Source organism: Herbaspirillum sp. BH-1, from assembly GCF_002870055.1.
GTDB lineage: Bacteria > Pseudomonadota > Gammaproteobacteria > Burkholderiales > Burkholderiaceae_D > Herbaspirillum > Herbaspirillum frisingense.
In genome coordinates this window covers 56,704-79,717 of record NZ_PKOI01000021.1, presented here as the reverse complement: position 1 = coordinate 79,717, position 23,014 = coordinate 56,704, and the positions used below count along the sequence as shown (strand labels likewise).

The following is a 23,014-nucleotide window of genomic DNA, read 5'->3' as shown; positions in this document are numbered from 1 at the left end:
CATAGGTCTGCGGATCGCGGCCGGCATCCAGCTTGTATTTCGCGATCAACTGCTTGCCCAGGTGGCCGCGCGCACCTTCGGCGAAGAAGGTGTATTTGGCGTGCAGTTCCATGCCCAGCTGGAATTCCGGGCCGGGTTCGCCCTCCTTGTTGATGCCCATGTTGCCGGTGGCTACGCCCTTGACTGAGCCATCCTCGTGGTAGAGCACTTCGGCAGCGGGGAAGCCCGGGAAGATTTCCACGCCCAGCGCTTCGGCCTGCTGGCCCAGCCAGCGCGTGACGTTGGAGAGCGAAATCACGAAGTTGCCATGGTTCTGGAAGCAGGTGGGGAGCAACCAGTTCGGCGTCTTGTAGGCCTTGTCGGCCGAGAGGAAGAGGAAGCGGTCTTCGGTCACCGGCGTGTCCAGTGGCGCGCCTTGCTCCTTCCAGTCAGGGATCAGTTCGCTCAGTGCACGCGGGTCCATCACGGCACCTGAAAGGATATGGGCGCCGACTTCGCTGCCTTTTTCCAGCACGCAGACCGAGACTTCGCGATGTTGCTGGGTAGCCAGTTGCTTGAGGCGGATTGCTGCCGACAGCCCGGCTGGACCGCCGCCGACGATGACCACGTCGTATTCCATGGATTCGCGAGGGCCGTATTGTGCGAGCAAGTCTTGAGAAGAAGTCATGGGTGTCCCGTGTTATGTGAACTGCCTGTTTTTCGAACGATCGTGCTATTGTTAAGTATTTTTCGATGAAACGCTAGAGGGCCGGCGGTAATTCGTCGAATTTCTTCGCCTTCCTGTGCGCAGGTCTGAAACAATGCGCGGTGAACAGCGTTTCACTGCGGCCAATACGCCGGTCTGAGTCGTTCCGGAATGCCGCGTATTTTATGGGATTTTGCCGGCGAGACTCATACCGGTTTGGCATCCGGCTATAACTCGCGCTTATGCTCCCGCTGAAATCTGTGCAAAGGGTGGCGCAGAGAGTCTGCGTTTGAATCCGGAATGAAGCGGAAAATAAGGGTTCAAGAAGAATCTGGCGCGTCAGAAAAGTGACGAGAACGGGCCGCCCGCATGAAAAATATTTCAGTCATCGATGAATCAAACCTGAAAGGATCACCCATGAGCAGTCAGGAAAGCACCGCAGCAAAACCACTTTTCGTTTCCCGCCAGAGTATTCGCTGGGGCGACATGGACGCTTTCGGCCACGTCAACAATACCGTCTACTTCCGCTTCATGGAGCAATGCCGCATCGAGTGGCTGGAAGAGGTGTTCGGCCCCACCATCGCAGGTGAGGAGGGACCGGTGATCGTCAATGCGCACTGCAATTTCCGGCGCCAGATGAAGTATCCGGCCACCATCGAGGTGCACATGCTGGGTGGCCAGCTGGGACGCACGAGTGTGGAAACTACGTATGTCATCCGCGACGCCGTCGATGATCAGATCATTTATGCTGACGGTGCCGCAAAAATAGTCTGGGTTGATTTCAAAAAAGAAAAATCCACTGCGATGCCTGACAAGCTGCGACAGCTCCTGACAAGCTTGTAAGTTTGGCGCAAGGAAACTGCGACAGAATCGCCCCGACACTCCCGCAAGGAATCGCCAAAGAGCGAGGGGAGCGGAGAATTCGTTTCACACGGAGCGGGTTCAAAAAGTGCTACGCCCGTCACCGATGTGCTAGCCAACAATTACATTCTGGAGGATGACATGACCTACAAGACCCAAGCCTTTGTTGCTGCCGCCCTGATGACGCTCGCAATGTCGTCGCAGGCAGCTGATCCGATCAAGATCGGTGTTTCCGGCCCTTACACCGGCGGTTCTGCCCCGATGGGCGTTTCCATGCGCGACGGCGTGAAGCTGGCCGTGGCCGAGATCAACGCCGCTGGTGGTCTGCTGGGTCGTCAGATTCAGCTGGTCGAACGCGATGATGAAGCCAAGAACGAGCGCGGCGTGCAGATCGCCCAGGAGCTGATCAACAAGGAAAAGGTGGTCGCCACCGTCGGCTTCATCAACACCGGCGTGGCCCTGGCCTCGCAACGCTTCTATCAGGAAGCCAAGATCCCCGTGATCAACAACGTGGCCACCGGCACCGTGATCACCAAGCAGTTCGAGAAGGAAAAGGAGAACTACGTCTTCCGTACCTCGGCTGCCGACAAGATCCAGGCCAAGATGATCGCCGACGAAGCCGTCGACAAGCAGAAGCTGACCAAGGTCGCCATCCTGGCCGACTCCACCAACTATGGCCAGCTTGGTCGTGAAGACCTGGAAAAGGTCCTCTCCGACAAGAAGGTCACTCCGGTGGCCGTCGAAAAGTACAACATCAAGGACGTGGACATGACGGCCCAGCTGCTCAAGTCCAAGCAGGGCGGCGCCCAGGCCGTGCTGACCTACGGCATCGGCCCCGAACTGGCGCAGATCGCCAACGGCATGGAAAAGCTGAACTGGCACGTGCCTATCATCGGCAGCTGGCCGCTGTCCATGGGTAACTTCATCGACAACTCCGGCAAGAACGGCAATGGCGCCCGCATGCCGCAGACCTTCATCCAGGACGGCACCACTCCCAAGCGCAAGGCCTTCATCGAGGCCTATCAGAAGGCTTACAAGGTTGACCGCATGCCCTCGGCTGTCTCGGCTGCCCAAGGCTACGACTCCATCCTGCTGCTGGCCGCTGCCATCAAGCAGGCTGGCACCACCGACGGCGACAAGGTCCGCGCCGCGCTGGAAAGCCTGAACACCAAGGTCGAAGGCGTGGTCACCACCTACGACAAGCCGTTCACCCACGACGATCACGAAGCCATCAAGCCGGGCATGGTCGTGATGGGCGAGGTCAAGAACGGCCGCGTCATCCTCGGCAAATAAGACTCGACTTGCTTCACGCACAGTAGTCGAAGAGGCCAGTCCTTGCGATCCGGGGGCTGGCCTTTTTCACACGATCTGTTGACGATTTCCTAACGGTCCGCCCTGGCGGTGCCGCGGCGTCGTCGCAGCTCTACGCCGCCACCCGGCGGTAGCCGCTTCTTGGGAAATACAATGGACATCCTCTTACAACTGGTCTTCTCCGGGATCGCGCTCGGCATGATCTACGCCGTGATCGCCTTCGGTTACCAACTGACCTTCGCCACGTCCGGCACGCTCAATTTCGGTCAGGGTGAAGCCCTGATGCTGGGCGCGCTGGTGGGCCTGTCGGTCGTGGGCAATATCCACGGCGGACCTTATCTCAACTATTGGCTGATGATCCCCATCGTGCTGGTGTTCGGCGCACTGCAAGGCATGTTCGTCGAATGGATCGGCGTGCGGCCGGCCATCAAGATCAAGTCCGAATTCGGCTGGATCATGTCCACCATCGCACTGGCCATCATCTTCAAGAACGTCGCTGAAAACATCTGGGGCAAGGACGACCTGCCGTTTCCTTCGCCGATCTCCGGCACGCCGTTCCAGATCATGGGCGCCAACGTGCAGCCCATGCAGGTGCTGGTGGTGATCGGCGCCTTGCTGATCATGGCGGCGGTCGAATTGTTCAACCGCAAGTCCATCTACGGCAAGGCCGTGGTGGCGACTTCCAATGACCGTGACGCTGCCGGCCTGATGGGCATCAACACCAGCATGGTGATCACGTTCTCCTATGCGCTGTCCTCGGCCACGGCGGCCTTTGCCGGCGTGCTGGTGGCCCCGCTGACCTTGACCGGCGCCACCATGGGGGCGGCGCTGGGTCTGAAGGCGTTTGCGGTGGCCATCATCGGTGGCCTGACCTCGGGCATGGGCGCCATCGTCGGCGGCCTGATCCTGGGCGTGGCCGAGACCGTGACCGGCTTCTACATCTCGACCGGCTACAAGGAAGTTCCTGGACTGGTACTGCTGCTGCTGGTACTGGCCGTCAAACCTGCAGGCCTGTTCGGCAAAACTGCGATCAAGAAGGTCTGAAGCGATGAACAAGAAAATCCTGCTGCTGTCCTTGCTGGGCATTGTCGCGCTGGGCGGCATTCCCATGGTGGTGCACAACCCGTATTACCTGCACCTGATCGAAACCATCCTCATCTATGCCATCCTGCTGTTCGGGCTGGACATCGTGGTCGGCTACACCGGCCAGGTCTCGCTGGGGCATGCCGGCCTGTTCGGTATTGGCTCCTACGCGGCCGGCGTGCTGTTCTTCAAGCTGGGCATGCCCATCTTCGTGACCCTGCCGGCCGCCATCGCGGTGACGGCCGTGTTCGGTGCCATCCTGGCGCTGCCGGCCTTGCGCGTGACCGGCCCTTACCTGGCCATGGTCACGCTGGCATTTGGCACCATCATCCAGATCCTGATCAACGAGATGACCTTCCTCACCGAAGGTCCGCTGGGCATCAAGCTGCAGAAGCCCATGATCGGCGGCGAGAAGATGAGCGAAGTGCAGTTCTTCTATCTGGTGGCGATCCTGATGGTGCTGTCCATGATCGTGGTGCACCGCATTCTCAAGTCCAATCTCGGTCGTGCTTTCCAGGCATTGCGTGATAGCCCGATCGCCTCGGACTGCATGGGTGTCTCGGTGTATCGCTACAAGGTCTATGCCTTCATCATCAGTGCCGCGCTGGCGGGCCTGTCGGGCGCGTTGTATGCGTATTCGGAGGAGTACATCTCACCCAATACCTACAACTTCGAACTGACCATCCTGTTCCTGCTGGCAGTGATCATGGGTGGCCGCAAGTCACGCATCGGCTCGCTCATCGGCGCGCTGATCGTGGTGATGCTGCCGAGCCTGTTGTCGGATATCGCGCTGTTCCGCCAGATTGCGACCGTGCTTGCGGTGATCGTGGTGGTGGGCGCAGGCGTGCAGCTGGCCAGGAAGACCAAGACCTTGCGTGGCGTCGCGGTGCCGGTGGTGGCCACCATTGCCATGGCGGCCTTCTCCTACAAGCTGGAAAACATCACCGACTGGCGTCTGACCATCTTCGGTTTGATGACCCTGTTCGTCGTGTACTACCTGCAGGATGGCATTGTCGGCTTCTGCCGTAGCCTGTTCGGTCGCGTCTTGACCAGGCATGTGCCGGTGGCGCAGCAGATCGCCGGTGACAAGGAGCGCGCCGTCATCACGACCGACTCGGTCAAGGATGAAGGCGCAACCCTGCTGAAGGTCAACCAGATCCTGATGCAGTTCGGTGGTCTGAAGGCGCTCAACCGCGTGGACCTGGATGTGCGCAAGGGGACCGTGCATGGTCTGATCGGCCCCAATGGCTCCGGCAAGAGCACGATGATGAACGTGCTCACCGGCATCTATCGTCCTACCGATGGTGCGGTGGAATACGACGGTCGCCAGATCTCCGGCAATACGCCCTCGACCATTGCCCTGGGTGGCGTGGCGCGGACTTTCCAGAACGTGCAACTGTTCGGCGAAATGACTGCCACGGAAAACGTGCTGGTTGGCTTGCATCACACCTTCAACAGCAACGTGGTCGATGTGATGGTCAATACGCCGCGCTATGTGCGGGAAGAGCAGGCTGCCCGCGAGCGTGCGGCTGCCATCCTTGAGTTCGTCGGTCTGGCCAACCTGGCCAACGAAGAGGCGCGCAACCTGCCGTACGGCAAGCAGCGCCTGCTGGAAATCGGTCGTGCCCTGGGGCTGAATCCGAGCCTGTTGCTGCTGGACGAGCCGGCCGCCGGCCTGACCGCGCCCGACATCAAGGAGCTCATTGCCATCATCCGCAAGATCCGCGAAGCCGGCATCACCATCATCCTGATCGAACACCACATGGACGTGGTCATGTCGATCTGCGATACCGTCACCGTGCTCGACTTCGGCCAGAAGATCGCCGAAGGCAAGCCAGCCCAGGTGCAAGCTGACCCCAAGGTCATCGAAGCCTACCTCGGCAGTGGCGCAGGCGATGCCCATGACAACACATCCAGCCCCGCGGGAGCCTGAACATGCTGACTATTTCCAATCTGCACGCCGCTTACGGCAAGGTCGAGGTGCTGCATGGCATTTCCATGGACGTGCCCAAGGGCAAGGTGGTGACACTGATCGGCTCCAACGGCGCCGGCAAGACCACCACCATGCGCGCCATCTCCGGGATGATCAAGCCCAAAGGCGGGGAGGTCACGCTCGGCGGCAAGAACATCACCGGCCTCGATTCCCACCGGATCGCCCGCTTCGGCCTGGCCCATTCGCCGGAAGGGCGGCGCGTGTTTGCCACCATGAGCGTGACGGACAACCTGCTGCTGGGCGCTTTCCCACGTTTCACCCGGGCGCGGCCCAAGGGAGATATCGCCCACGATCTGGAGCGGGCGCTGGAGTTGTTCCCGCGGCTCAAGGAGCGCCAGACCCAATTGGCCGGGACGCTCTCTGGCGGCGAGCAACAGATGCTGGCCATGGCACGTGCCGTGATGTTGAATCCCGAGGTGATCCTGCTGGACGAGCCCTCCATGGGGCTGGCGCCGATCCTGGTCGATGAGGTGTTCCGTATCATCTCGCGCCTCAAGGAGCAGGGCGTGACCATGCTGCTGGTCGAGCAGTTTGCGGCGGCCGCGCTCAATGTTGCGGATTACGGTTATGTGTTGGAGAATGGAAAGATCTCCGTCCATGGACCCGCCGACAAGCTGCAGAACGACCCGGCGGTCAAGGCCGCCTATCTGGGCGGTGGGGCGCATCACTGATGAGCTGCGTTGGACTTCGCGTCAGGCGTGCGACCCGCGTGATACTTGGGCTCGCACGTCGCCGTGGCTGACAGCGTGTCCGGTATATTAAGGGGGAGGCATACCCCTTGAAGGCTGTTTAGGCGCACCCTTGGGTGCGCCTTTTCTTTGGTGGAGGAGACTAGGTGAATGCACCGCAATCATGCCGGTTCGAGGTGAAGGTCGAGGGTGTCACCCTGCAGGCCTGTCTCTGGGGTGAGCGCAAGCCGGGCCGTCCGGCCCTGGTGTTGATGCACCAATCCCTCGGTGGGTTGGCCCTTTGGCGGGACTTTCCGGCGCAATTGTCGGCGCGTACCGGTTGCGCCGTGGTCGCTTACGATCGCTATGGCTTTGGTGCCTCCGATGCGCGCAATGACCGGCTTCCATCTGATTTCGTCGCCGCCGAGGCCCGGCCGTGGCTGGCCGCCGTATTGCAGCAGCTGGAGCTGGGCGCCGTGGTGTTGCTCGGTCATAGCGTGGGCGGCGGCATGGCCATCTCGGCCGCGTCCCAATTGCCGGATCAGGTGGTGGCCGTCATCACTGAATCGGCTCAGGCCTTTGTGGAAGAGCAAACGCTGCAAGGCATACGCGCGGCGCGCAACAGCTTCGCCGACCCGGCCCAGGTATTGCGCCTGGCGAAGTACCACGGCAACGACGTGCGGAAAGCACAGTGGGTGCTCGATGCCTGGATCGACACCTGGCTCGATCCAGGCTTTGCCGGCTGGTCGCTGGATGCTGCTTTGGCCCGCGTGCATTGCCCGGTGCTGGCGCTGCATGGCGATCTGGATGAATTCGGATCACTGGCGCATCCGCAGCGCATTGCCCGCGTCGGCGTAGAGGGGCAGCAGGGACGCGAATGCCTGGTGCTGTCCCGCTGCGGCCATGTGCCGCATCGGGAGCAGCCGGAGCAGGTTCTACAGGCAGTCTGCGATTTTCTGCGGCGGCGGGTCGAAGGCTGTTCACATCTGTCTGGTTAGCGGGGGAGGCGCGTTCGGGGTGAGCGCCGCCTCTACTGCTCATCCAGATCCCCCTGGAAGGCCTGCAGGCCTCGCAAGTACATCATCCTGATGAACAGTGCCCGGGATCGGTAAGTTTGTGCCGCAAAGTGGTTAGCCTCCTCAAGTTCAACCTCGGTAAGTCGAAAATTCACCAGACGTGCCGACGCATTTGCGGGCATACGTTCGGTTTGTTGCTTGCCTGCCATAAGATGTCTCCTGGCTTATTGATTCGAGAGAAACATTCTAGGAGAGGTCGTTTTCAGATGTCATCGAATAAAACTGAATATTTGACAATACTTGGCGATCGGTTGGCGAAAGAACGCAGCCGTTGTGGCCACACCCAAAAGTCCGTGGCTGACGAACTGGCGATCACCGCCCGTACCCAGATCAAGTACGAGATCGGCGAAACCGCGCCGGACGCATACTACCTGCATGGCCTCGTGGCGATCGGCATCGATGTCACCTATGTGCTGACCGGCACGCGAGGCGTGCTCCCCACGGCACAGGAGAGTGAACTGATCTCCTGCTATCGCAGTGTCGATGCGCCCACCCGCTCTTTGCTGGTGCAACTGCTGCAAGGAATGGCGCGCATGTCGATGGCGACGCGCAAGAAGCGCGACTTCTTCGCCGCCCAGGGCGTCAAGCGTGGCAAGCCGGGACGCCGCAAGGCTGTGCCTGCCGAAGCGCCGAAGATGGATGGGGATGGCGATACGGGCGCGCCAGCGTCGGGGCCGGACCGGATGGATGGGCGGTGAGCTGAATGCAGGGAGGCCTGGCGCTATTTGCCGGGCCATCGGGCCGAGGCCCCGGCCACGGGGTGTCTGATCCGGAAACGTTGAGCAGCGGAAATGAAAAAGGGTTACAGACCTGCGCAGGCTGTAACCCTTTTGTATTGGTGGGGCGTCACAGATTCGAACTGTGGACCTACGGATTAAGAGTCCGCTGCTCTACCAGCTGAGCTAACGCCCCGAGATGTTCCTGCCAATGCAGGTCAATCTGGAAGTGAAAAAGGCCTCGATGCGAGAGGCCTTTTGAAATTTTGGTGGGGCGTCACAGATTCGAACTGTGGACCTACGGATTAAGAGTCCGCTGCTCTACCAACTGAGCTAACGCCCCGTTGCTGCACTTCGTTGTTGCTGCAGTGCTGCAAGAGAGAGCGCATTATAGGAGGGGGTAGGGGGCAGTGCAAGCATTTTTTGGGAAAAAGATAAAAATATTTTATCTCTCGGCACTAACACGCCATCCAAGCCCCTGTTTTGTGGCGAATGGCGCGCACTGATCGCGCCATTGCAGCATGGCCATGCCACCACGCCATTGCGCAGTCCTTTACGCTCAATCTCCAGCCTTGATACCGTTCACCCAGGACTTTGCCGGCAGTTTGGTCTGCGCCTCGATCAAGGCCGCCCGCGCATAGAGTTCTGGAAAATCAAACGCGATCTGTCCCTTGAAGGCCAGCGCCACCACGTTCCCATCGTGGACCTCCGGCAGCGACACCACCTTGTCGAAGGCGAACTCCATGGCGCGCAGGTTCTTGGCATAGCTGGGATGATCGCCGAAGAGGTTGACCGTCATCACGCCACCCGGCGCCAGACTGTCGTAACAGGCCTGGTAGAACTCCGGGCTATCCAGCACCGGCCCGCGCGCCGTGGCGTCATAGAGATCGACCTGCAGCGCATCGATGATGCCGTGACCGGCGGCATGGACGATGAAATCCATGGCATCGCTCTCGATGATCATCAGACGTTCGTCCGGTTCGGGCAGCTTGAACATGCTATGGCAAATCGCAATCACCGCCGGGTTCAATTCCACCGCCGTCACCTGCGCCTGCGGAAATTGCCGATAACCGAACTTGGTCAGCGCACCCGTGCCCAGCCCCAGTTGCACGATGTGTCGCGGCGCACCGTTGAACAGCATCCAAGCCATCATCTGTTGCGCATATTCCAGTTCGATCCAGTCCGGCTTGCGGATGCGCATGGCGCCCTGCACCCATTCGGTCCCGAAGTGCAGATAACGCACGCCGTCCAGTTCGGAGAGCGTGACCGGTGCGTATTTGGGCTTGCGCGGCTTGTTGCTGTCGGCGTCCAGTTGTTGACGACGGCGATTGGGACCCGCCTTGGTATTGGCCTGGGCCTCGATGGATTTTCTTTTGATGAGCATTTTCGATAGGAATCTGGTGCGGCATCCCGAAGAGAAGGGCATGCCGACGGATGCCGAATGATACCTTGCCTGGCCGAAGCCCAGCGCCTTGCCTGCAATTGCCGCATATCGACATGCGGATTCATTCCTTCTTCCGGGCCTGGCTGCATGTGAGGATGCAGACCTCATCATTTTCGGAGTCACCATGCATTTCGCTGCATTCATCAAGCGCATCGCGGCCGTTGCTGCACTGGCCCTGGCGGTTGCGCCCCATCTGGCGCACGCCCAGGACAAGACCAAGATCAAGGTCGGTATCTCGGTCGGCAGCGCCGAAGCCATCTTCGAGGTGGTCAAGAAAGTGGCCGCCCGCGATGGACTGGAGATCCAGACCGTGGTCTTCAGTGACTATCTGCAGCCCAATGCGGCACTGGCAGCGGGCGACCTTGACGCCAATGCCTTCCAGCACCGCCCCTACCTGGAAAGCCAGATCGCCGCGCGCGGCTACAAGATCGTGCCGGTCGGTCTGACCATCACCGCGCCGCTGGGCATCTATTCGCGCAAGTTCAAGTCGGTCGACCAACTGCCCAACGGCGCCCATATCGGTATCCAGAACGATCCCTCCAACGGCAATCGCGCCCTGCTGCTGTTGCAGAAGGCCGGCCTGATCAAGCTCAAGCCGGGCGTGGGTGAAAACGGCGTCAACGCCACGCCGCTGGACATCATCGACAATCCCCGCAAGCTCAAGCTGATCGAACTGGACGCCGCGCAACTCCCGCGCTCGCTGGACGACCTGGCCGCAGCCTCGATCAATAACGACTACGCCTACAAGGCCGGGCTGTCGCTGCAGAAGGACACCATCGCGGTGGAAGACCCGCGCGGTCGCTACGCCAACATCATCGCCACCCGTGCCGAAGATCAGGACAAGCCCTGGGCCAAGAAACTGGTGCAGGCCTACCACTCCGAGGAAGTGCGCAAGTTCATCGAGACCGAATTCAAGGGCTCGCTGGTCCCCGCCTTCTGAGCCGGGAGAGGCGTAGGCTCCGAACCGCCCTCCGGGGCGGTTTTTTCATGCCAACCGCGCCGGCCTCCATTACACTGCCGGCATGATCAAGAATCTCATCCTCTGCCTGAAGCTGGCCATCGTCTTCGGCGCCATCGTGTTTTTCGCGAAGGCCTTGCAGTATCTGATTTTCAATGGCGGCTTGTCAGGCGAGTTCTACGATTACCTGTTCTTCCGGAAGTGACGCCGGGTGCGGGCGCTACAAAGGACCAGCAGGCCTCAAGCGGATCCGCTCAAAGCATCGCGCCAGCGCTGCAGCTTCTGCGCATACGCCAGCGCCGCATAGGCCGGGCTGCTGGACGGCAACAGGGCGATCCGATACCGCTGTGCGTGCGACCCCAAGGCCGCCAGTCCCAGCTTGGCCGCCGTCCCGCCATTGAAGGCAATCGTGCGCAATTGCGGCAAGGTGGCCAGCAGCGCCTGCAGGTCGTTCTGGGAGTGATCGCGGATAGCGCTGTCCAGGCTGCCCAGACGTCGCGCATTGGCGATCACGTCCCACAGGCCGATGCGGTGTTCCAGCAGCGTCGCCAGTCGGGCTTCATAGGCCATCCCATACAAATCGGCCCCGATCACCTCGCCCACCAGGCGCCAGAACGCATTGCGCGGATGGCCATAATACTGGTGCAGGGCCAGCGAGGCGGCACCAGGCAGGCTGCCCAGGATCAGGGTGTGCGTGTCCTGCGCCACCACCGGTGGAAAGCTCGCCAGCAGCGGATCGCTGGCGGTGAAGGCTACCGGCGCGTGGGTAGCGTTGCTGGACTCCGCTACCGATGCCGGGGTCAAGGCGGCAGCACGCCGGGCGGTTTTGCGGTCGGGCATGATGGCATCTGGATGAAAAGAATTTCAGCAAGCGCCGCACTCATCTGAACACGGCACAATGACCGGCGTCTGCAGATGCCGCGCGCTTGCGGCAAAATGCACATCTTAGCGTAATCATCCCCCGGGCCAGCGCGTTCGGGCATTTCATCCAAGGGAGACAGGACATGACAGAAAAGGTCATCATCGTCACGGGCGGCAGCCGTGGCATCGGGGCGGCCACCGCTTTGCTGGCGGGGCAGCGCGGCTATGCGGTATGCGTCAACTATGTCAGCAACCGTGACGCCGCCGAATCGGTGGCCGAACGCATCCGCACCGCCGGTGGCCGTGCCATCACGGTGGCCGGTGATGTGTCCCGCGAGGAGGACGTGCTGCGGCTCTATACCACGGTAGACGAGCAGCTCGGCCGCGTGAGCGCCCTCGTCAACAACGCCGGTATTCTCGGGCATCAGTCCCGCCTGGAAGACATGAGCGCCGAGCGTATCACCCGCGTGCTGGTCGCCAATGTCACCGGCAGCCTCTTGTGCGCGCGCGAAGCGGTCAAGCGCATGTCCACCCGCCATGGTGGCCAGGGCGGCGCCATCGTCAACCTGTCCTCGATGGCGGCCAAGCTGGGCGGGCCGGGCGAGTATGTCGACTACGCCGCCTCCAAGGGGGCCATCGATGCCTTTACCATCGGCCTGTCCAAGGAATTGGCGGGCGAGGGCATTCGCGTCAATGGCGTGCGCCCGGGCCTGATCTATACCGACATCCATGCCAGCGGCGGCGAAGCCGGCCGGGTCGATCGTCTCAAGGACGCCGTCCCGATGAAACGCGGCGGCACCGCCGAGGAAGTCGCCCATGCCATCCTCTGGCTGCTTTCGGACGAGGCCTCCTACGCCACCGGTACCTTCATCGACGTCTCCGGCGGCCGTTGAGGCCGGCCGGTTTCCTTTCCAGCGGAGAGCCAGCATGGACAGCACGACTTCACCCCGTCGCATCGACGAGTTGCTGGCCCGCTACGGCGAGCACCACCGGCACCCCATGAACGAGCTGATCCACTGCATCTGCGTGCCGGCCATCGTGTTTGCGGTGCTGGGCCTGTGCTGGCTCATCTCGCCGGCGGTAGCACTGCTGGTCGCGGCCGGTGCACTGGCTTACTACCTGCGCCTGTCGCCGCCGTTTGCCGTGGGCATGCTGGCCATGTCGGCGCTGATGCTGGTCGTGCTGGCGCGCTTGCCCGCAGGTGCGGTGCTGCCGGTCTCTGTCGTGGTCTTCGTGCTGGCCTGGATCGGCCAGTTCGTCGGCCACCGGATCGAAGGGCGCAAGCCGTCCTTCTTCCAGGATTTGCGCTTCCTCCTGATCGGGCCGCTGTTCGTACTGGCCTTCCTCTATCGGCGCTGGCATATCCCGTACTGAGGCGGGCAGCCGCAGCATTTCCGGATCGGGCGCGCTTTGTATTAAGATGTCGCAGATGGACGGTATCGACCGCCGATGCGCATTCATGGCGCGTTTGCGAGGATGCATGCCATTTCCACGCTGCCCGGAGACGGGCCAAAATTTCAGTTGGAGTGTTTTTGTTATGAAGAAATTGCTTGTGATCGCAGCCTTGGGTTCCCTGGTGGCCGGCTGCGCAGTGACCCCCAATTCGGCCAGCGTCTACAACTCCCGCCAGGCGCAGGGTGAGCAGACCGTGCGCATGGGCGTGGTCGAATCGATCCGCAACGTGACCATCGACAAGGGTTCCAGCGGCATCGGTACCCTCGGTGGCGCCGCGCTGGGCGGCATCGCCGCGGGCTCCAACATCGGTGGCGGCAACGGTGCCCTGGCAGCTGGCATCGTCGGCGCGCTGGCCGGCGGCGTGCTGGGCAACCAGGCTGAAGCCCACCTGAACAACCGTCCCGGCCTGGAAATCACCGTGCGCCTGGACAATGGCGAACTGCGTGCCATCACCCAGGACGCCGACGAGCCGTTCCGTATCGGCGAGCGCGTGCGCCTGCTCTCCAACGGCCGTACCACCCGCGTGACCCACTGATCGGCGTCACCGCACCAGAAAAAGCAGGACTGCGGTCCTGCTTTTTTTTGTCCTTGCGCAGCTCAGGAGCAAGCCCGCGTCAGCCAGGCTTGCCTGTCCATCCGATATAGCCGGTGCATGCGATACGGGTGATTCACGGGCAGCCGTGGGTGCAGGAAGTCGTCCTGCACGTCCGTGTGCATTCCCAGCCTTTGCATTACCGCCAGCGAGCGCAGGTTCGCCGGAATCGTGAATGCCACGATCTGGGATAAATGCAGTGCCCGGAACCCGAAATCGAAGGCACAATGCGCTGCCTCACTCACATAGCCCTTTCCCCATAACGCCGGCGCCAATCGCCAGGCGATTTCCACGGCCGGGGTGAAATGCGCTTCAAATCCCACATGCATCAATCCCACGAGCCCCGCGAACTCGGCCACGTCCGGTATTTCCAGTGCCCATGGGCCGAAGCCGTGCATGTCGAAATGCGCTTCGATGCGATCCGCCAGTGCATCGCTCTCCGAGCGCGTCAGCGGAGCCGGGAAATGCTGCATGGCCACGGGATCAGCATTGAGTTCTGCCAGCGGCCCTCGATCATCCGCTCGCCACCGACGTAGCAGTACACGTGGTCCCCTCAGCAGGGTGTTTTCAGGAGTTCGCAGCATTCCCATCCTCCGGCTTGGACCGCAGCTTCAGCAGCCACATGTAGATCACCGTCTCCAGCAGCGCCACCGTGCTGCCGATGATGACTTCGCCCACCCGCATCAGCGCCAGATGCAATTCCTGGCTCAGCCCCTGGCCGGTGAAGGCTGCCGACAGCAGGATCACCACGGTCGCCGGACCCAGCCGCCAGTTGCTGGGATAGTTCTGCAGCAGCATGGCCACCACCACGGCCGCCGTCAGCGCCACCAGCATCGCCAGGAAGGTCGGTCCGAACACCACCAGTGCGATGCACGAGACGATGCAGCCGGAAATGGTATTGATCAGCCGCGCCCGGAAATTGGCCTTGGCCACCGTCATGTCCGGTTCGGTGACGATGATCAGCGAGATCATGGCCCAGTAGGGTTCGGCGATGCCCAGGGCGCGCAATCCGTACCACAGGATCAGGCAGCCGGAGAGGATCTTGACCAGGTAGGCCAGGGCATTCTTGCGGGGATTGATGAAGTGCAATTCCATGGAAACGGGCGGGAGCAGGGGAGGGGCGATTGGATGGGGGCGATGTTAACCATGCACGGACAACCCGGCAAGCCTCCATGCAAAAACGCCGCCGCGTCCGGAGTGACCGGCGCGCGGCGGCGTTTCTGGCGCAGGCGCCCGAACTCGGGCGCCAGGCTGCTACGGCTTACTTGCCAGCCATGGCCAGCAGCATGTCATTGGTACGCTTGACGAAGCTGGCCGGGTCAGCCAGGGCACCACCCTCGGCCAGCAGGGCCTGGTCGTACAGGATGTGCGACCAGTCGTCGAAGCGCGCCTCTTCATACTTCAGGCGCTGCACCAGCGGGTGGTCCGGATTGATTTCCAGGGTCGGCTTGGAATCCGGTGCGGCCTGTCCCGCCGCCTTCAGCATGCGTACCAGGTTGCCCGAGAGCTCGTTCTCGTCAGCCACCAGGCAAGCCGGGGAGTCGGTCAGGCGGAAGGTCACGCGCACGTCCTTGGCCTTGTCGGCCAGGGCGGTCTTCATCTTCTCCACCAGATCCTTGTACTCGGCCTGCGTATCTTCGTGCTGCTTCTTCTCGGCCTCGTTTTCCAGCTGGCCCAGATCCAGACCACCCTTGGCCACCGAGGCCAGTTCCTTGCCTTCGAACTCGGTCAGGAAGGACAGCATCCACTCGTCCACGCGGTCCGTCAGCAGCAGCACTTCCACACCCTTCTTGCGGAAGATTTCCAGGTGCGGGCTGTTCTTGGCCGCCTGGAAGGTCTCGGCGGTGACGTAATAGATCTTGTCCTGGCCTTCCTTCATGCGGCCCAGGTAATCGGCCAGCGCGACGTTCTGCACCTCGCTGTCGTTGTGGGTCGAAGCGAAGCGCAGCAGCTTGGCGATGCGCTCCTTGTTGGCCGCGTCCTCGCCGATGCCTTCCTTGAGCACCTGGCCGAACTCGGTCCAGAAGGTGGCGTACTTGTCCTTCTGCGCCTGGTCCTCGCTGTTGGCCAGCTCTTCCAGTAGGCCCAGCACGCGCTTGGCCGAACCATCGCGGATGGCCCGCACGTCGCGCGACTCCTGCAGGATTTCGCGCGAGACGTTCAGCGGCAGGTCGGCCGAATCGATCACGCCCTTGACGAAGCGGAGGTACACCGGCATCAGCTGCTCGGCGTCATCCATGATGAACACGCGCTTGACGTAGAGCTTGATGCCGCCGCGCTTGTTGCGGTCCCACAGGTCGAACGGGGCGCGCGCCGGGATGTAGAGCAACTGGGTGTATTCGCTGCGGCCCTCCACCCGGTTGTGGGTATAGGCCAGCGGCGCGCCGAAATCGTGTGAGACGTGCTTGTAGAACTCTTCATACTGCTCAGGCGTGATTTCCGACTTGCTGCGGCTCCACAGCGCGCTGGCCTGGTTCACGGTCTCCAGCTCGTCCTTCTGCACGGTTTCCTTCTTTTCCTCGTCCCATTCTTCCTTGTGCATCAGGATGGGCAGGGAAATGTGGTCGGAATACTTGCGGATGATGGACTTCAACTGCCAGGCCGAGAGGAACTCGTCCTCACCCTCGCGCAGGTGCAGGATGATGTCGGTGCCACGGCTCGGCTTGTCGATCTGCTCGATGGAGAAATCACCGGCGCCTTCGGATTCCCAGCGCACGCCTTCGGCGGCCGGGGTGCCGGCACGGCGCGTCTCGACCGTGATGCGGTCGGCGATGATGAAGCCGGAATAGAAGCCCACGCCGAACTGGCCGATCAGGGCCGCGTCCTTCTGCTGGTCGCCCGACAGGCGCGAGAAGAACTCCTTGGTGCCCGACTTGGCGATGGTGCCCAGGTGGGAGATGGCCTCGTCACGGTTCATGCCGATGCCGTTGTCGGAAATGGTGATGGTGCGTGCAGCCTTGTCGAAGCTGATCCTGATCTTCAGTTCCGGGTCGTCTTCATACAGGCCGGCGTTGTTGATCGCCTCGAAGCGCAGCTTGTCGGCCGCATCGGAGGCGTTGGAGACCAGCTCGCGCAGGAAGATTTCCTTGTTCGAATACAGCGAGTGGATCATCAACTGGAGCAGTTGCTTGACTTCGGCCTGGAAGCCCATGGTCTGTTTTTCGGTGGCCATGTTTGTGTCCTTATTGAAGAAATGGATGAGTTGAATAGCTTGCGGCAATCGCCTGTGGGCTGGATATAGGGAGAGACTTGTGGTTTTTCAACAGCATTTTTAAAGAGTTTTTCAGCGCTTTGGTCTTCTGCAGAATTTCCTGATGGCACGGCGGCAACAAGCTCACCATAATTGCGAATATTAATTTTTATCAAGTCAATTGAAATTAAACGGTTTTTCCCTGTTATTTGTAATTGAGTTGCAATCCTCGAGTGATAGAATTGTTTTGACAAAATGGTAATAATTTTCGTTTTTCCCCGAAGAGGGAGAGCGGAAGCAGAGGGCCAGGCCGGGACTTGCAAAGACGAAGAATATGAGTCCCCGTGCCTGATAACTGGAATCGCAGCGCTGGCTGGCGATTCTTTCCTAAGGGTGTTTTGGGGCAGGGGAGGCCGGTCCGGTACCGGCTGATCGCGTTGATGAGAGTTCTCAAGAGCAAACCGTTCATATTCGCAGTTTCACTCGGACTGACCGCGCCCCAGATGGCACGGTCTGCAGATAACCCGCCGCTACCGGCGGAGCCGCCGGCAGCGTCCAGAGCGGCGGTGAGCGTGCCGCCCCAGAACGGCGGCACCCTGGATGTACCGCCCCAGATCCGCCTGGGCGCCGATCCGGCCGGTCCGGCGCTGGCCGACTATCGCCTGCCGGCCTTGCCGGCCGATACCCCGGCACCTTCGGCGCAGGATGAAATCCTGCTGCTGCTGCGTCAGTCCGATCCCGGCTTTTCCGGCAACCTGATCGCGCTGCCGCAGATCAGCATCGTCACCGAGGGCGATGTCGTCCCTGACCTGAACCTGCGCAGCGTACTCGACCTGGCGCTCAACAACAGCTACAGCTATGCCGCCACGGCGGCCCAGGCCGATCAGGCCCGCTATGCGTCCAAGGCCACCGCCGGACAGATGGGGCCGACCCTGGACGTGCGGGCGCAGAAGGGCAACGAGTATTCCTCGCCTTCCTCCGTGCTCGACCCCAATACCGGCCTGGTGCAACGTGCGAACTACCACAAGCGCTGGGATGTCACGCTGATCGGCCGCCAGCCCATCTTCGCCCCCGGCTCCTACTACGACTACCGCAAGTCCAGTTCCCTGGCCGATGCTGCCGACCTGCGCCGCGACGACGCCCGCGAGACCCTGTACTACAACGCCATCAAGGCCTACTACGACGTCATGCGGGCATACGCCTCGCTGTCCTTCGCCCGCAGCTATTCGCAGCGCATGAGCGCATTGCTGGACTACATGAACAAACGCCTCGAAGGCGGCGGCGCCAGTCGCATCGATTTCGAACGCGTGCGCGGCCGCTCGCTGACCGCCCAGTCCGCCGTGGCCGAAGCCGAAGGGGCACTGGAAAGCGCCATGGTGACCCTGAACCAGGTCACCGGCCGCAAGATCGAGCAGCTGGAAGTGCCCGACCACATGATGCCGGTGGTCCCCGATACGTCCAAGATCGCCCTGCAGGACGTCTACGACACCAATCCCGGCGTGCGTGCCGCGCGGCGCGATCTGGATGCGGCCAACCAGGAACTGAAGTCGGCCCGTGCCAAGTTCTCGCCCACGCTGGCCCTGGAATGGACCCAGATCAAGAGCCGTGGGGTCGGTGGGGCCATCGATACCACCACCAACGCCCTGCAGCAGACCACCGACCGCCGCCTGATGCTGGTGATGTCGATGAACCTGCTCAACGGTGGTTCCGACGTCTACTACACCAAGCAGGCCGGCGCCAAGTACGCCGAAAAGAGCAACACCGCACTGGACCTGGAACGCAAGTTGCGTGAGCAGATCGAGATCAATTACCGCACCCTGGGCGCGGTGAGAAAGCGCATGGAAATCTCGCGCCAGGCGTATTTGACCAATGCCAACGTGGCCGATGTCTTCCTGGAACAGCTCTCCACCGGCAGCAAGCAATTGCTGGACGTGCTGGACGCCTACCAGCAGGCCTACCAGGCGCGTACCGATTTTGCCAACCTGCTGTTCCAGCAGGCCGACATCAGCTATCAGATCCTGCGCAACACGGGGCGCGCCTCGGCGCTGGAAACCCTGCCCGCGCGGGCAGCGAAATAGGACGGGGGACACATGGAGGGGGGAAGGGAACAGAATTTCTGGCCAGGCTTCGTGGACGCACTGTCCAACGTGGTGCTGGTCATGATCTTCGTGGTGGTGGTGTTCGTGGTGACCTTGTTCTACTACTCGCAGAAGCTGGCGCAGACCAAGGTCAGACAGCTGATCTCGCAGACGCAGAGCCAGAACCAGCGTGAAGTCAAGGCATCCCGGAAGGATGTGGCTGCCGCCGAACGCAGCGGGGCCGAGCGCCAGAACGACAATGCGCCCACTAACGCCAGCAGTGCCAGCAGCGCTGCCAACAGCCCCGCATCCAGCGCCGCCGAGACACCGGGCGAGCGCGAGAAGGCCAAGGAAATCGAACAGCTCAAGCGCGAAGTGGCCACCCTGAAAGCCAAGCTGGCCACGCCGCCGTTGCAATCGGACAATGGCAGCCTGCGTAGCGACGCCGCGCCCTCCAGCCCCAACGCGATCCAGGTCAAGACCGAACCCAATGACAAGGAAGTGGCCCCCGGTCTGCGCATCGACGCCAACGAAAAAGCGGTCACCCTCAATTTCGACGCCGACTCCACCCAGTTGAACGAGGAGGGCGGCAAGGCCCTCGACAAGAGCATCGGTGACTGGGTCCGGCGCGTCAAATCCAGCCAGGGCAAGATCGTCGTGACCGGCGTCATCAGCAGTGGCAGCTACAGTGAAAGCCGCCGCCGCGCCTACTACCGCACCGTCGCCGTGCGCAATTACCTCATCGATGCCGGGGTCGACAAGGAGCGCGTGACCAGCCGCGTGGCTACCGACCAGAACGGTAGCGGTAACGACGCCCGCGTGGTCGTGCAATATCAGGCCTCGGCAAAATGACGCTCTCGCTCAAGCCCGGCGCCGACCACGGGATTGCCTCCCGCGGCAAGGGCTTCATGCGCCGCGTGGCGCCGCGCCTGGACCGCCGCCTGGGCCAGTTGCACGCCATGCCGCGTCCGCGCCTGGCGGTCCTGGCCTGCGCGCTGCTGTTGGCCTTGCTGGTGCTGTGGTCGATCCTGGCGCCGATCGACATGGTGGTGCGCGGCAGCGGGCGCATCGTCGCTTCCGAACATAACCAGGTGATCCAGCATCTGGAGGGTGGCATCGTCTCGGCCATCCTGGTGCGCGAAGGCGCGGTAGTCAAGAAGGGCCAGACCCTGATCTCCATTGCCGACGTGCGCGCCAATGCCGACCTGGGCGAAGGCCGTGTGAAAATCCTCGGTCTGCGTGCCAGGGTGGCGCGGCTCTCGGCCGAAGCCTCCGGCGCGGCCAGCCTGCAGATGCCGGCCGACCTCGAGCGTGATGACCCGGCCGTGCAGAGCGAGCAGGCCGCCTTCGCCGCCCGCGCTGCCAAGCTGACGCAGGAAATGTCGGTGCTGCGCGAACAGGCCGCCCAGCGCCAGGCCGAACTGGGCGAGGCCGTGAGCCGCCAGAAGAGCCAGGCCACCGAGGTCGACCTGGCCCAGCGCCAGTACAAGCTGATCCACAACATGCTGGAGCGCAATGCCGCCTCCCAGCTGGAAGACATCCAGGCCGCAGCCCGCGTGCAGGATGCGCAAAGCCGCCTGGCCGCCACCGATGCCATGATCCCGCGCCTGAAGGCGGCCATCGCCGAATCCCAGGCCAAGATGGGCGAAGCCTCCTCGCGCTTCCGCTCTGATGCCCGTACCGACCTGACCGCCACCGAAAACGAACTGGCGCGCCTGCAGGAAGAAATCAAGTCGCGCAACGACCGTGTCTCCCGTTCCGAAGTCAAGGCACCCATGGATGGCGTGGTCAACCGCGTCATGATCAATACCGTGGGCGGGGTGGTGCGCCCGGGCGACCCCATCATCGAGATGACCCCCAGCGACGACAAGCTGGTCATCGAAGCCCGCATCTCCCCGACCGACCGTGCCGAACTGGTCACCGGCGCCCGTGCGCGGGTCAAGGTCTCGGCCTATGACTATGGCGTCTACGGCGCCATGGAAGGCGTGGTCACCGAGATCAGCGCCGATACCGTGCCCGACGAGAACAACCAGCGCGGCGAACGCAGCTATCGCATCAAGATCGCCGTGCAGCGCGGCGACAGCGCCTTGCAGCGCAAGCTGGACCTGATGCCCGGCATGACCGCCAGCGCCGACATCATCGTCGGCCGCCGTACCGTCTGGCAGTACCTGATGTCGCCCCTGTCGCGCTTCGGCCAGGGTGCCCTGCGGGAGCCGCGATGACTTGCGCATACCGCCGGCATGACCGTTTTCACCGGTCGCACACGCCCACCCCGATGGGCGTTGCGGCTTTTGACGTTTTCTGCACCATCCACATCCCCTGCGTTCTTTTCTCCGGAACCTCGCACGTATGAAAAACCTTCGCCAGTTCTATGCACTTGCCGCCATCCCGACGCTCCTGCTGCTGTTGGGCGCTTTCCTGTTCCGGGGCTTCGTGGGGCATGCCATCCAGATCAACCCCTTCCTGAACCTGTTCATCATCGCCGTGGCGCTGTTCGGGATCGGCCTGATCGGCTACAACCTGTACCGCGTCAACTGGGAATACGACAAGCTGATGCAGTTCTATGACCGCACCAAGGCCGGCGAATCCATGGAGAGCCTGGTCAAGGCGCCCGAGTTCGAGGGCACCGAGATCGGTCAGGTCCTGGTCAGCGTGGCCAGCACCAAGGGCCGCCTGACCTCGCGTATCGAACAGGAAACCATCGAAGGTTCGCTGCACGACCTGCGCGCCCACCTCGAAGCCAAGACCGAGTTCCCGCAATTCCTGACCGGCTTCATGATCGCGCTGGGCCTGCTGGGGACCTTCATCGGCCTGCTCGAGACCCTGGTCAGCACTGCCGAACTGATCGACGGCTTCGGCAAGGCCAGCACCGGCGGCGACATGGATGCTTCCTTCATGCATCTGGTGGCCGACCTGCAGAAACCGCTGGCTTCGATGGGTACCGCCTTCTCGGCCTCGATGTTCGGCCTGATCGGTTCGCTGGCCTTGGGCCTGACCCTGACCCCGCTGCGCGCGGCCAGCAAGAAGCTGGTGGCCCGCGCCCGCGAATGCATCAGCGACATGGTGCAACACGTGGTGCACGACGCCACCGGTCCGGCGGCCACCCAACGCCAGGGCGTGTCCGAATCCTTCCTGGCCGAATTCCTGCAGGATCTGATGGTCCTGCAGCGCGAATCCATCATGGCCGCCCGCAACAGCTCGGAAGCCTCGCTGCAGGCCGGCATCAAGCTCGAAGGCCTGAACGACCGCCTGAACAACATCGTCCAGCTCTTCAACGACAGCATGGAAGAATCGCGCAGCCTGCGCCAGCTGGTGGCCTTCGGCCCGCGCATGCACGAAACCGCGCAGCAGACCCTGGAAGAGATCCGCACCGTCGGCCAGTTGATCAATACCAAGATCACCTCGGCCCGCGACCTCTCCGACAGCCTGTCCTCGCTGGAAGAACGCCTCTCGGTCAACGGCGACATCGCCAACCGCACCTTCGAAGTGCTGCCGCAGATCGTCACCACCATCCAGGCCGGCCAGCTGGCGCTGTCCACCGCGCTGAGCTCGCTGCAGACGCAGCAGGGCGAAATCTCCAACATGAACGAAAAGAACGCGCAGAACATCGCGCAACTGCCGGCACTGCTGAACCAGATTTCCGTGCGCCTGGCCGACGAGATGGGCGCCATCCAGTACCAGGGCGAACTGCAGGCCACCGTCGCAGCGCGCCTGAACGAACTGGGCAACACCATCGGCGAGAACTCCAGCAACATGGCCCGCGACGCGCTGTCGGCACGCCAGCTGCAGATCGACCTGGCCAAGCACATGGCGACCCAGAACGATCGCGTCAAGAACCTGGGCGCCATCCCGCAATCGCTGACCTCCATCACCGAAGCCCTGATGCGCCAGAACATCAACTGGCAGACCGTCATCGACGAAATGCGCAGCGGTCGCCAGACCATGGTCAAGGACCTGCGCCTGGAGTTGCGCGAAGCCATCCGCGAAATCACCACCGCCAACCGTGGCGGCCAGGCCTGATCGCGGCATAACCGGGCATAAGA

Annotated in this window: 23 protein-coding genes and 2 tRNA genes; 16 read left to right on the top strand and 9 right to left on the bottom strand. The window is 62.1% G+C overall.

The features are described from left to right. The coding region (locus HBH1_RS21360; RefSeq protein ID WP_146012881.1) for an NAD(P)/FAD-dependent oxidoreductase at positions 1-667 on the bottom strand (667 nt) is incomplete at its 3' end. A gap of 435 nt (positions 668-1,102) precedes the next feature. Between HBH1_RS21360 and HBH1_RS21355 the strand changes: the two genes are divergently transcribed. The 6 genes from HBH1_RS21355 (at position 1,103) to HBH1_RS21330 (ending at position 7,599) form a co-directional block, all read left to right on the top strand. After that, positions 1,103-1,528: an acyl-CoA thioesterase gene (locus tag HBH1_RS21355; RefSeq protein ID WP_102664273.1), complete on the top strand. Its 426-nt coding sequence runs from the start codon at positions 1,103-1,105 to the stop codon at positions 1,526-1,528. Between the two features lie 159 nt (positions 1,529-1,687). Continuing rightward, positions 1,688-2,839 (top strand): ABC transporter substrate-binding protein, encoded by a 1,152-nt coding sequence (locus HBH1_RS21350; RefSeq protein WP_102664272.1) that lies wholly within the window; start codon positions 1,688-1,690, stop codon positions 2,837-2,839. Positions 2,840-3,010: 171 nt separating this feature from the next. Then, positions 3,011-3,901 (top strand): branched-chain amino acid ABC transporter permease, encoded by an 891-nt coding sequence (locus HBH1_RS21345; protein ID WP_006465413.1) that lies wholly within the window; start codon positions 3,011-3,013, stop codon positions 3,899-3,901. A gap of 4 nt (positions 3,902-3,905) precedes the next feature. Further along, positions 3,906-5,873: a branched-chain amino acid ABC transporter ATP-binding protein/permease gene (locus tag HBH1_RS21340; RefSeq protein ID WP_102664271.1), complete on the top strand. Its 1,968-nt coding sequence runs from the start codon at positions 3,906-3,908 to the stop codon at positions 5,871-5,873. 2 nt (positions 5,874-5,875) lie between these two features. Further along, complete coding sequence (locus HBH1_RS21335) at positions 5,876-6,604, top strand: ABC transporter ATP-binding protein (protein WP_006465411.1); 729 nt, start codon at positions 5,876-5,878, stop codon at positions 6,602-6,604. Between the two features lie 164 nt (positions 6,605-6,768). Continuing rightward, complete coding sequence (locus HBH1_RS21330) at positions 6,769-7,599, top strand: alpha/beta fold hydrolase (RefSeq protein WP_102664270.1); 831 nt, start codon at positions 6,769-6,771, stop codon at positions 7,597-7,599. A 32-nt stretch (positions 7,600-7,631) separates the two neighbouring features. Here HBH1_RS21330 and HBH1_RS21325 read toward each other — a convergent pair whose 3' ends face one another. Continuing rightward, on the bottom strand, positions 7,632-7,826 hold the full coding sequence (locus HBH1_RS21325) for a hypothetical protein (RefSeq protein ID WP_006465409.1): 195 nt from the start codon (positions 7,824-7,826) through the stop codon (positions 7,632-7,634). Between the two features lie 144 nt (positions 7,827-7,970). On the opposite strand from HBH1_RS21325, the gene HBH1_RS21320 reads away from it, so the two are divergent. Next, the gene (locus HBH1_RS21320; RefSeq protein ID WP_182994537.1) at positions 7,971-8,375 is read left to right on the top strand and encodes a transcriptional regulator; all 405 of its coding nucleotides are present in this window, start codon (positions 7,971-7,973) and stop codon (positions 8,373-8,375) included. A 138-nt stretch (positions 8,376-8,513) separates the two neighbouring features. Here HBH1_RS21320 and HBH1_RS21315 read toward each other — a convergent pair. The 3 genes from HBH1_RS21315 to HBH1_RS21305 form a co-directional block, all read right to left on the bottom strand. Further along, positions 8,514-8,589: transfer RNA gene (locus HBH1_RS21315), tRNA-Lys, on the bottom strand. 71 nt (positions 8,590-8,660) lie between these two features. Beyond that, positions 8,661-8,736 (bottom strand) — tRNA-Lys (locus HBH1_RS21310). Positions 8,737-8,952: 216 nt separating this feature from the next. Then, positions 8,953-9,777 (bottom strand): class I SAM-dependent methyltransferase, encoded by an 825-nt coding sequence (locus HBH1_RS21305; protein ID WP_102664269.1) that lies wholly within the window; start codon positions 9,775-9,777, stop codon positions 8,953-8,955. A gap of 184 nt (positions 9,778-9,961) precedes the next feature. Between HBH1_RS21305 and HBH1_RS21300 the strand changes: the two genes are divergently transcribed. Together HBH1_RS21300 and HBH1_RS25265 are read left to right on the top strand one after the other, a co-directional pair. Beyond that, a complete protein-coding gene (locus tag HBH1_RS21300; RefSeq protein WP_102664268.1) occupies positions 9,962-10,777 on the top strand; it encodes a MetQ/NlpA family ABC transporter substrate-binding protein in 816 nt (271 codons plus the stop codon). An 82-nt stretch (positions 10,778-10,859) separates the two neighbouring features. Further along, positions 10,860-11,000, top strand: coding sequence for a hypothetical protein (locus tag HBH1_RS25265; RefSeq protein WP_166757875.1), 141 nt, complete (start codon positions 10,860-10,862; stop codon positions 10,998-11,000). A 35-nt stretch (positions 11,001-11,035) separates the two neighbouring features. On the opposite strand, the gene HBH1_RS21295 is transcribed toward HBH1_RS25265, so the two are convergent. Beyond that, a complete protein-coding gene (locus HBH1_RS21295; RefSeq protein ID WP_233207669.1) occupies positions 11,036-11,635 on the bottom strand; it encodes a DNA-deoxyinosine glycosylase in 600 nt (199 codons plus the stop codon). 164 nt (positions 11,636-11,799) lie between these two features. Here HBH1_RS21295 and HBH1_RS21290 point away from each other — a divergent pair, with 164 nt between their 5' ends. From HBH1_RS21290 to HBH1_RS21280, 3 genes are all read left to right on the top strand, one after another. Then, the gene (locus tag HBH1_RS21290) at positions 11,800-12,549 is read left to right on the top strand and encodes an SDR family oxidoreductase (RefSeq protein ID WP_102664267.1); all 750 of its coding nucleotides are present in this window, start codon (positions 11,800-11,802) and stop codon (positions 12,547-12,549) included. 34 nt (positions 12,550-12,583) lie between these two features. Next, on the top strand, positions 12,584-13,030 hold the full coding sequence (locus HBH1_RS21285; protein ID WP_102664266.1) for an Mpo1 family 2-hydroxy fatty acid dioxygenase: 447 nt from the start codon (positions 12,584-12,586) through the stop codon (positions 13,028-13,030). 163 nt (positions 13,031-13,193) lie between these two features. Continuing rightward, entirely contained in the window at positions 13,194-13,646 is a 453-nt protein-coding gene (locus tag HBH1_RS21280) for an outer membrane lipoprotein (protein ID WP_006465401.1), read from the top strand. Positions 13,647-13,708: 62 nt separating this feature from the next. Here HBH1_RS21280 and HBH1_RS21275 read toward each other — a convergent pair whose 3' ends face one another. The 3 genes from HBH1_RS21275 to htpG form a co-directional block, all read right to left on the bottom strand. Next, positions 13,709-14,287, bottom strand: coding sequence for a GNAT family N-acetyltransferase (locus tag HBH1_RS21275; RefSeq protein ID WP_102664265.1), 579 nt, complete (start codon positions 14,285-14,287; stop codon positions 13,709-13,711). After that, positions 14,271-14,798 carry an FUSC family protein gene (locus HBH1_RS21270; protein WP_102664264.1) on the bottom strand — a complete coding sequence of 176 codons (528 nt, stop codon included), beginning with the start codon at positions 14,796-14,798 and terminating at the stop codon, positions 14,271-14,273. The genes HBH1_RS21275 and HBH1_RS21270 overlap by 17 nt, the downstream gene beginning before the upstream one ends. Positions 14,799-14,964: 166 nt before the next feature. After that, entirely contained in the window at positions 14,965-16,875 is a 1,911-nt protein-coding gene (htpG, locus tag HBH1_RS21265) for a molecular chaperone HtpG (RefSeq protein ID WP_102664263.1), read from the bottom strand. Positions 16,876-17,396: 521 nt separating this feature from the next. On the opposite strand from htpG, the gene HBH1_RS21260 reads away from it, so the two are divergent. From HBH1_RS21260 to HBH1_RS21245, 4 genes are all read left to right on the top strand, one after another. Further along, positions 17,397-18,971, top strand: a complete 1,575-nt coding sequence (locus HBH1_RS21260) for a TolC family protein (RefSeq protein WP_369878639.1) — start codon at positions 17,397-17,399, stop codon at positions 18,969-18,971. 12 nt (positions 18,972-18,983) lie between these two features. Continuing rightward, on the top strand, positions 18,984-19,823 hold the full coding sequence (locus HBH1_RS21255; RefSeq protein ID WP_102664262.1) for an OmpA family protein: 840 nt from the start codon (positions 18,984-18,986) through the stop codon (positions 19,821-19,823). Then, positions 19,820-21,193 (top strand): HlyD family type I secretion periplasmic adaptor subunit, encoded by a 1,374-nt coding sequence (locus HBH1_RS21250; protein WP_102664261.1) that lies wholly within the window; start codon positions 19,820-19,822, stop codon positions 21,191-21,193. The genes HBH1_RS21255 and HBH1_RS21250 overlap by 4 nt, the downstream gene beginning before the upstream one ends. A 127-nt stretch (positions 21,194-21,320) precedes the next feature. Then, positions 21,321-22,991 (top strand): biopolymer transporter ExbB, encoded by a 1,671-nt coding sequence (locus tag HBH1_RS21245; protein ID WP_102664260.1) that lies wholly within the window; start codon positions 21,321-21,323, stop codon positions 22,989-22,991. The last annotated feature ends 23 nt before the right edge of the window (positions 22,992-23,014 follow it).

What these genes read in the sequence shown, in the direction of transcription:
- HBH1_RS21355 (WP_102664273.1), top strand. Translation starts at nt 1,103, where the DNA reads ATGAGCAGTCAGGAAAGCACCGCAGCAAAACCACTTTTCGTTTCCCGC.
- HBH1_RS21350 (WP_102664272.1), top strand. Translation starts at nt 1,688, where the DNA reads ATGACCTACAAGACCCAAGCCTTTGTTGCTGCCGCCCTGATGACGCTC.
- HBH1_RS21345 (WP_006465413.1), top strand. Translation starts at nt 3,011, where the DNA reads ATGGACATCCTCTTACAACTGGTCTTCTCCGGGATCGCGCTCGGCATG.
- HBH1_RS21340 (WP_102664271.1), top strand. Translation starts at nt 3,906, where the DNA reads ATGAACAAGAAAATCCTGCTGCTGTCCTTGCTGGGCATTGTCGCGCTG.
- HBH1_RS21335 (WP_006465411.1), top strand. Translation starts at nt 5,876, where the DNA reads ATGCTGACTATTTCCAATCTGCACGCCGCTTACGGCAAGGTCGAGGTG.
- HBH1_RS21325 (WP_006465409.1), bottom strand. Translation starts at nt 7,826, where the DNA reads ATGGCAGGCAAGCAACAAACCGAACGTATGCCCGCAAATGCGTCGGCA.
- HBH1_RS21305 (WP_102664269.1), bottom strand. Translation starts at nt 9,777, where the DNA reads ATGCTCATCAAAAGAAAATCCATCGAGGCCCAGGCCAATACCAAGGCG.
- HBH1_RS21300 (WP_102664268.1), top strand. Translation starts at nt 9,962, where the DNA reads ATGCATTTCGCTGCATTCATCAAGCGCATCGCGGCCGTTGCTGCACTG.
- HBH1_RS25265 (WP_166757875.1), top strand. Translation starts at nt 10,860, where the DNA reads ATGATCAAGAATCTCATCCTCTGCCTGAAGCTGGCCATCGTCTTCGGC.
- HBH1_RS21295 (WP_233207669.1), bottom strand. Translation starts at nt 11,635, where the DNA reads ATGCCCGACCGCAAAACCGCCCGGCGTGCTGCCGCCTTGACCCCGGCA.
- HBH1_RS21290 (WP_102664267.1), top strand. Translation starts at nt 11,800, where the DNA reads ATGACAGAAAAGGTCATCATCGTCACGGGCGGCAGCCGTGGCATCGGG.
- HBH1_RS21285 (WP_102664266.1), top strand. Translation starts at nt 12,584, where the DNA reads ATGGACAGCACGACTTCACCCCGTCGCATCGACGAGTTGCTGGCCCGC.
- HBH1_RS21280 (WP_006465401.1), top strand. Translation starts at nt 13,194, where the DNA reads ATGAAGAAATTGCTTGTGATCGCAGCCTTGGGTTCCCTGGTGGCCGGC.
- HBH1_RS21275 (WP_102664265.1), bottom strand. Translation starts at nt 14,287, where the DNA reads ATGCTGCGAACTCCTGAAAACACCCTGCTGAGGGGACCACGTGTACTG.
- HBH1_RS21270 (WP_102664264.1), bottom strand. Translation starts at nt 14,798, where the DNA reads ATGGAATTGCACTTCATCAATCCCCGCAAGAATGCCCTGGCCTACCTG.
- htpG (WP_102664263.1), bottom strand. Translation starts at nt 16,875, where the DNA reads ATGGCCACCGAAAAACAGACCATGGGCTTCCAGGCCGAAGTCAAGCAA.
- HBH1_RS21260 (WP_369878639.1), top strand. Translation starts at nt 17,397, where the DNA reads ATGGCACGGTCTGCAGATAACCCGCCGCTACCGGCGGAGCCGCCGGCA.
- HBH1_RS21255 (WP_102664262.1), top strand. Translation starts at nt 18,984, where the DNA reads ATGGAGGGGGGAAGGGAACAGAATTTCTGGCCAGGCTTCGTGGACGCA.
- HBH1_RS21250 (WP_102664261.1), top strand. Translation starts at nt 19,820, where the DNA reads ATGACGCTCTCGCTCAAGCCCGGCGCCGACCACGGGATTGCCTCCCGC.
- HBH1_RS21245 (WP_102664260.1), top strand. Translation starts at nt 21,321, where the DNA reads ATGAAAAACCTTCGCCAGTTCTATGCACTTGCCGCCATCCCGACGCTC.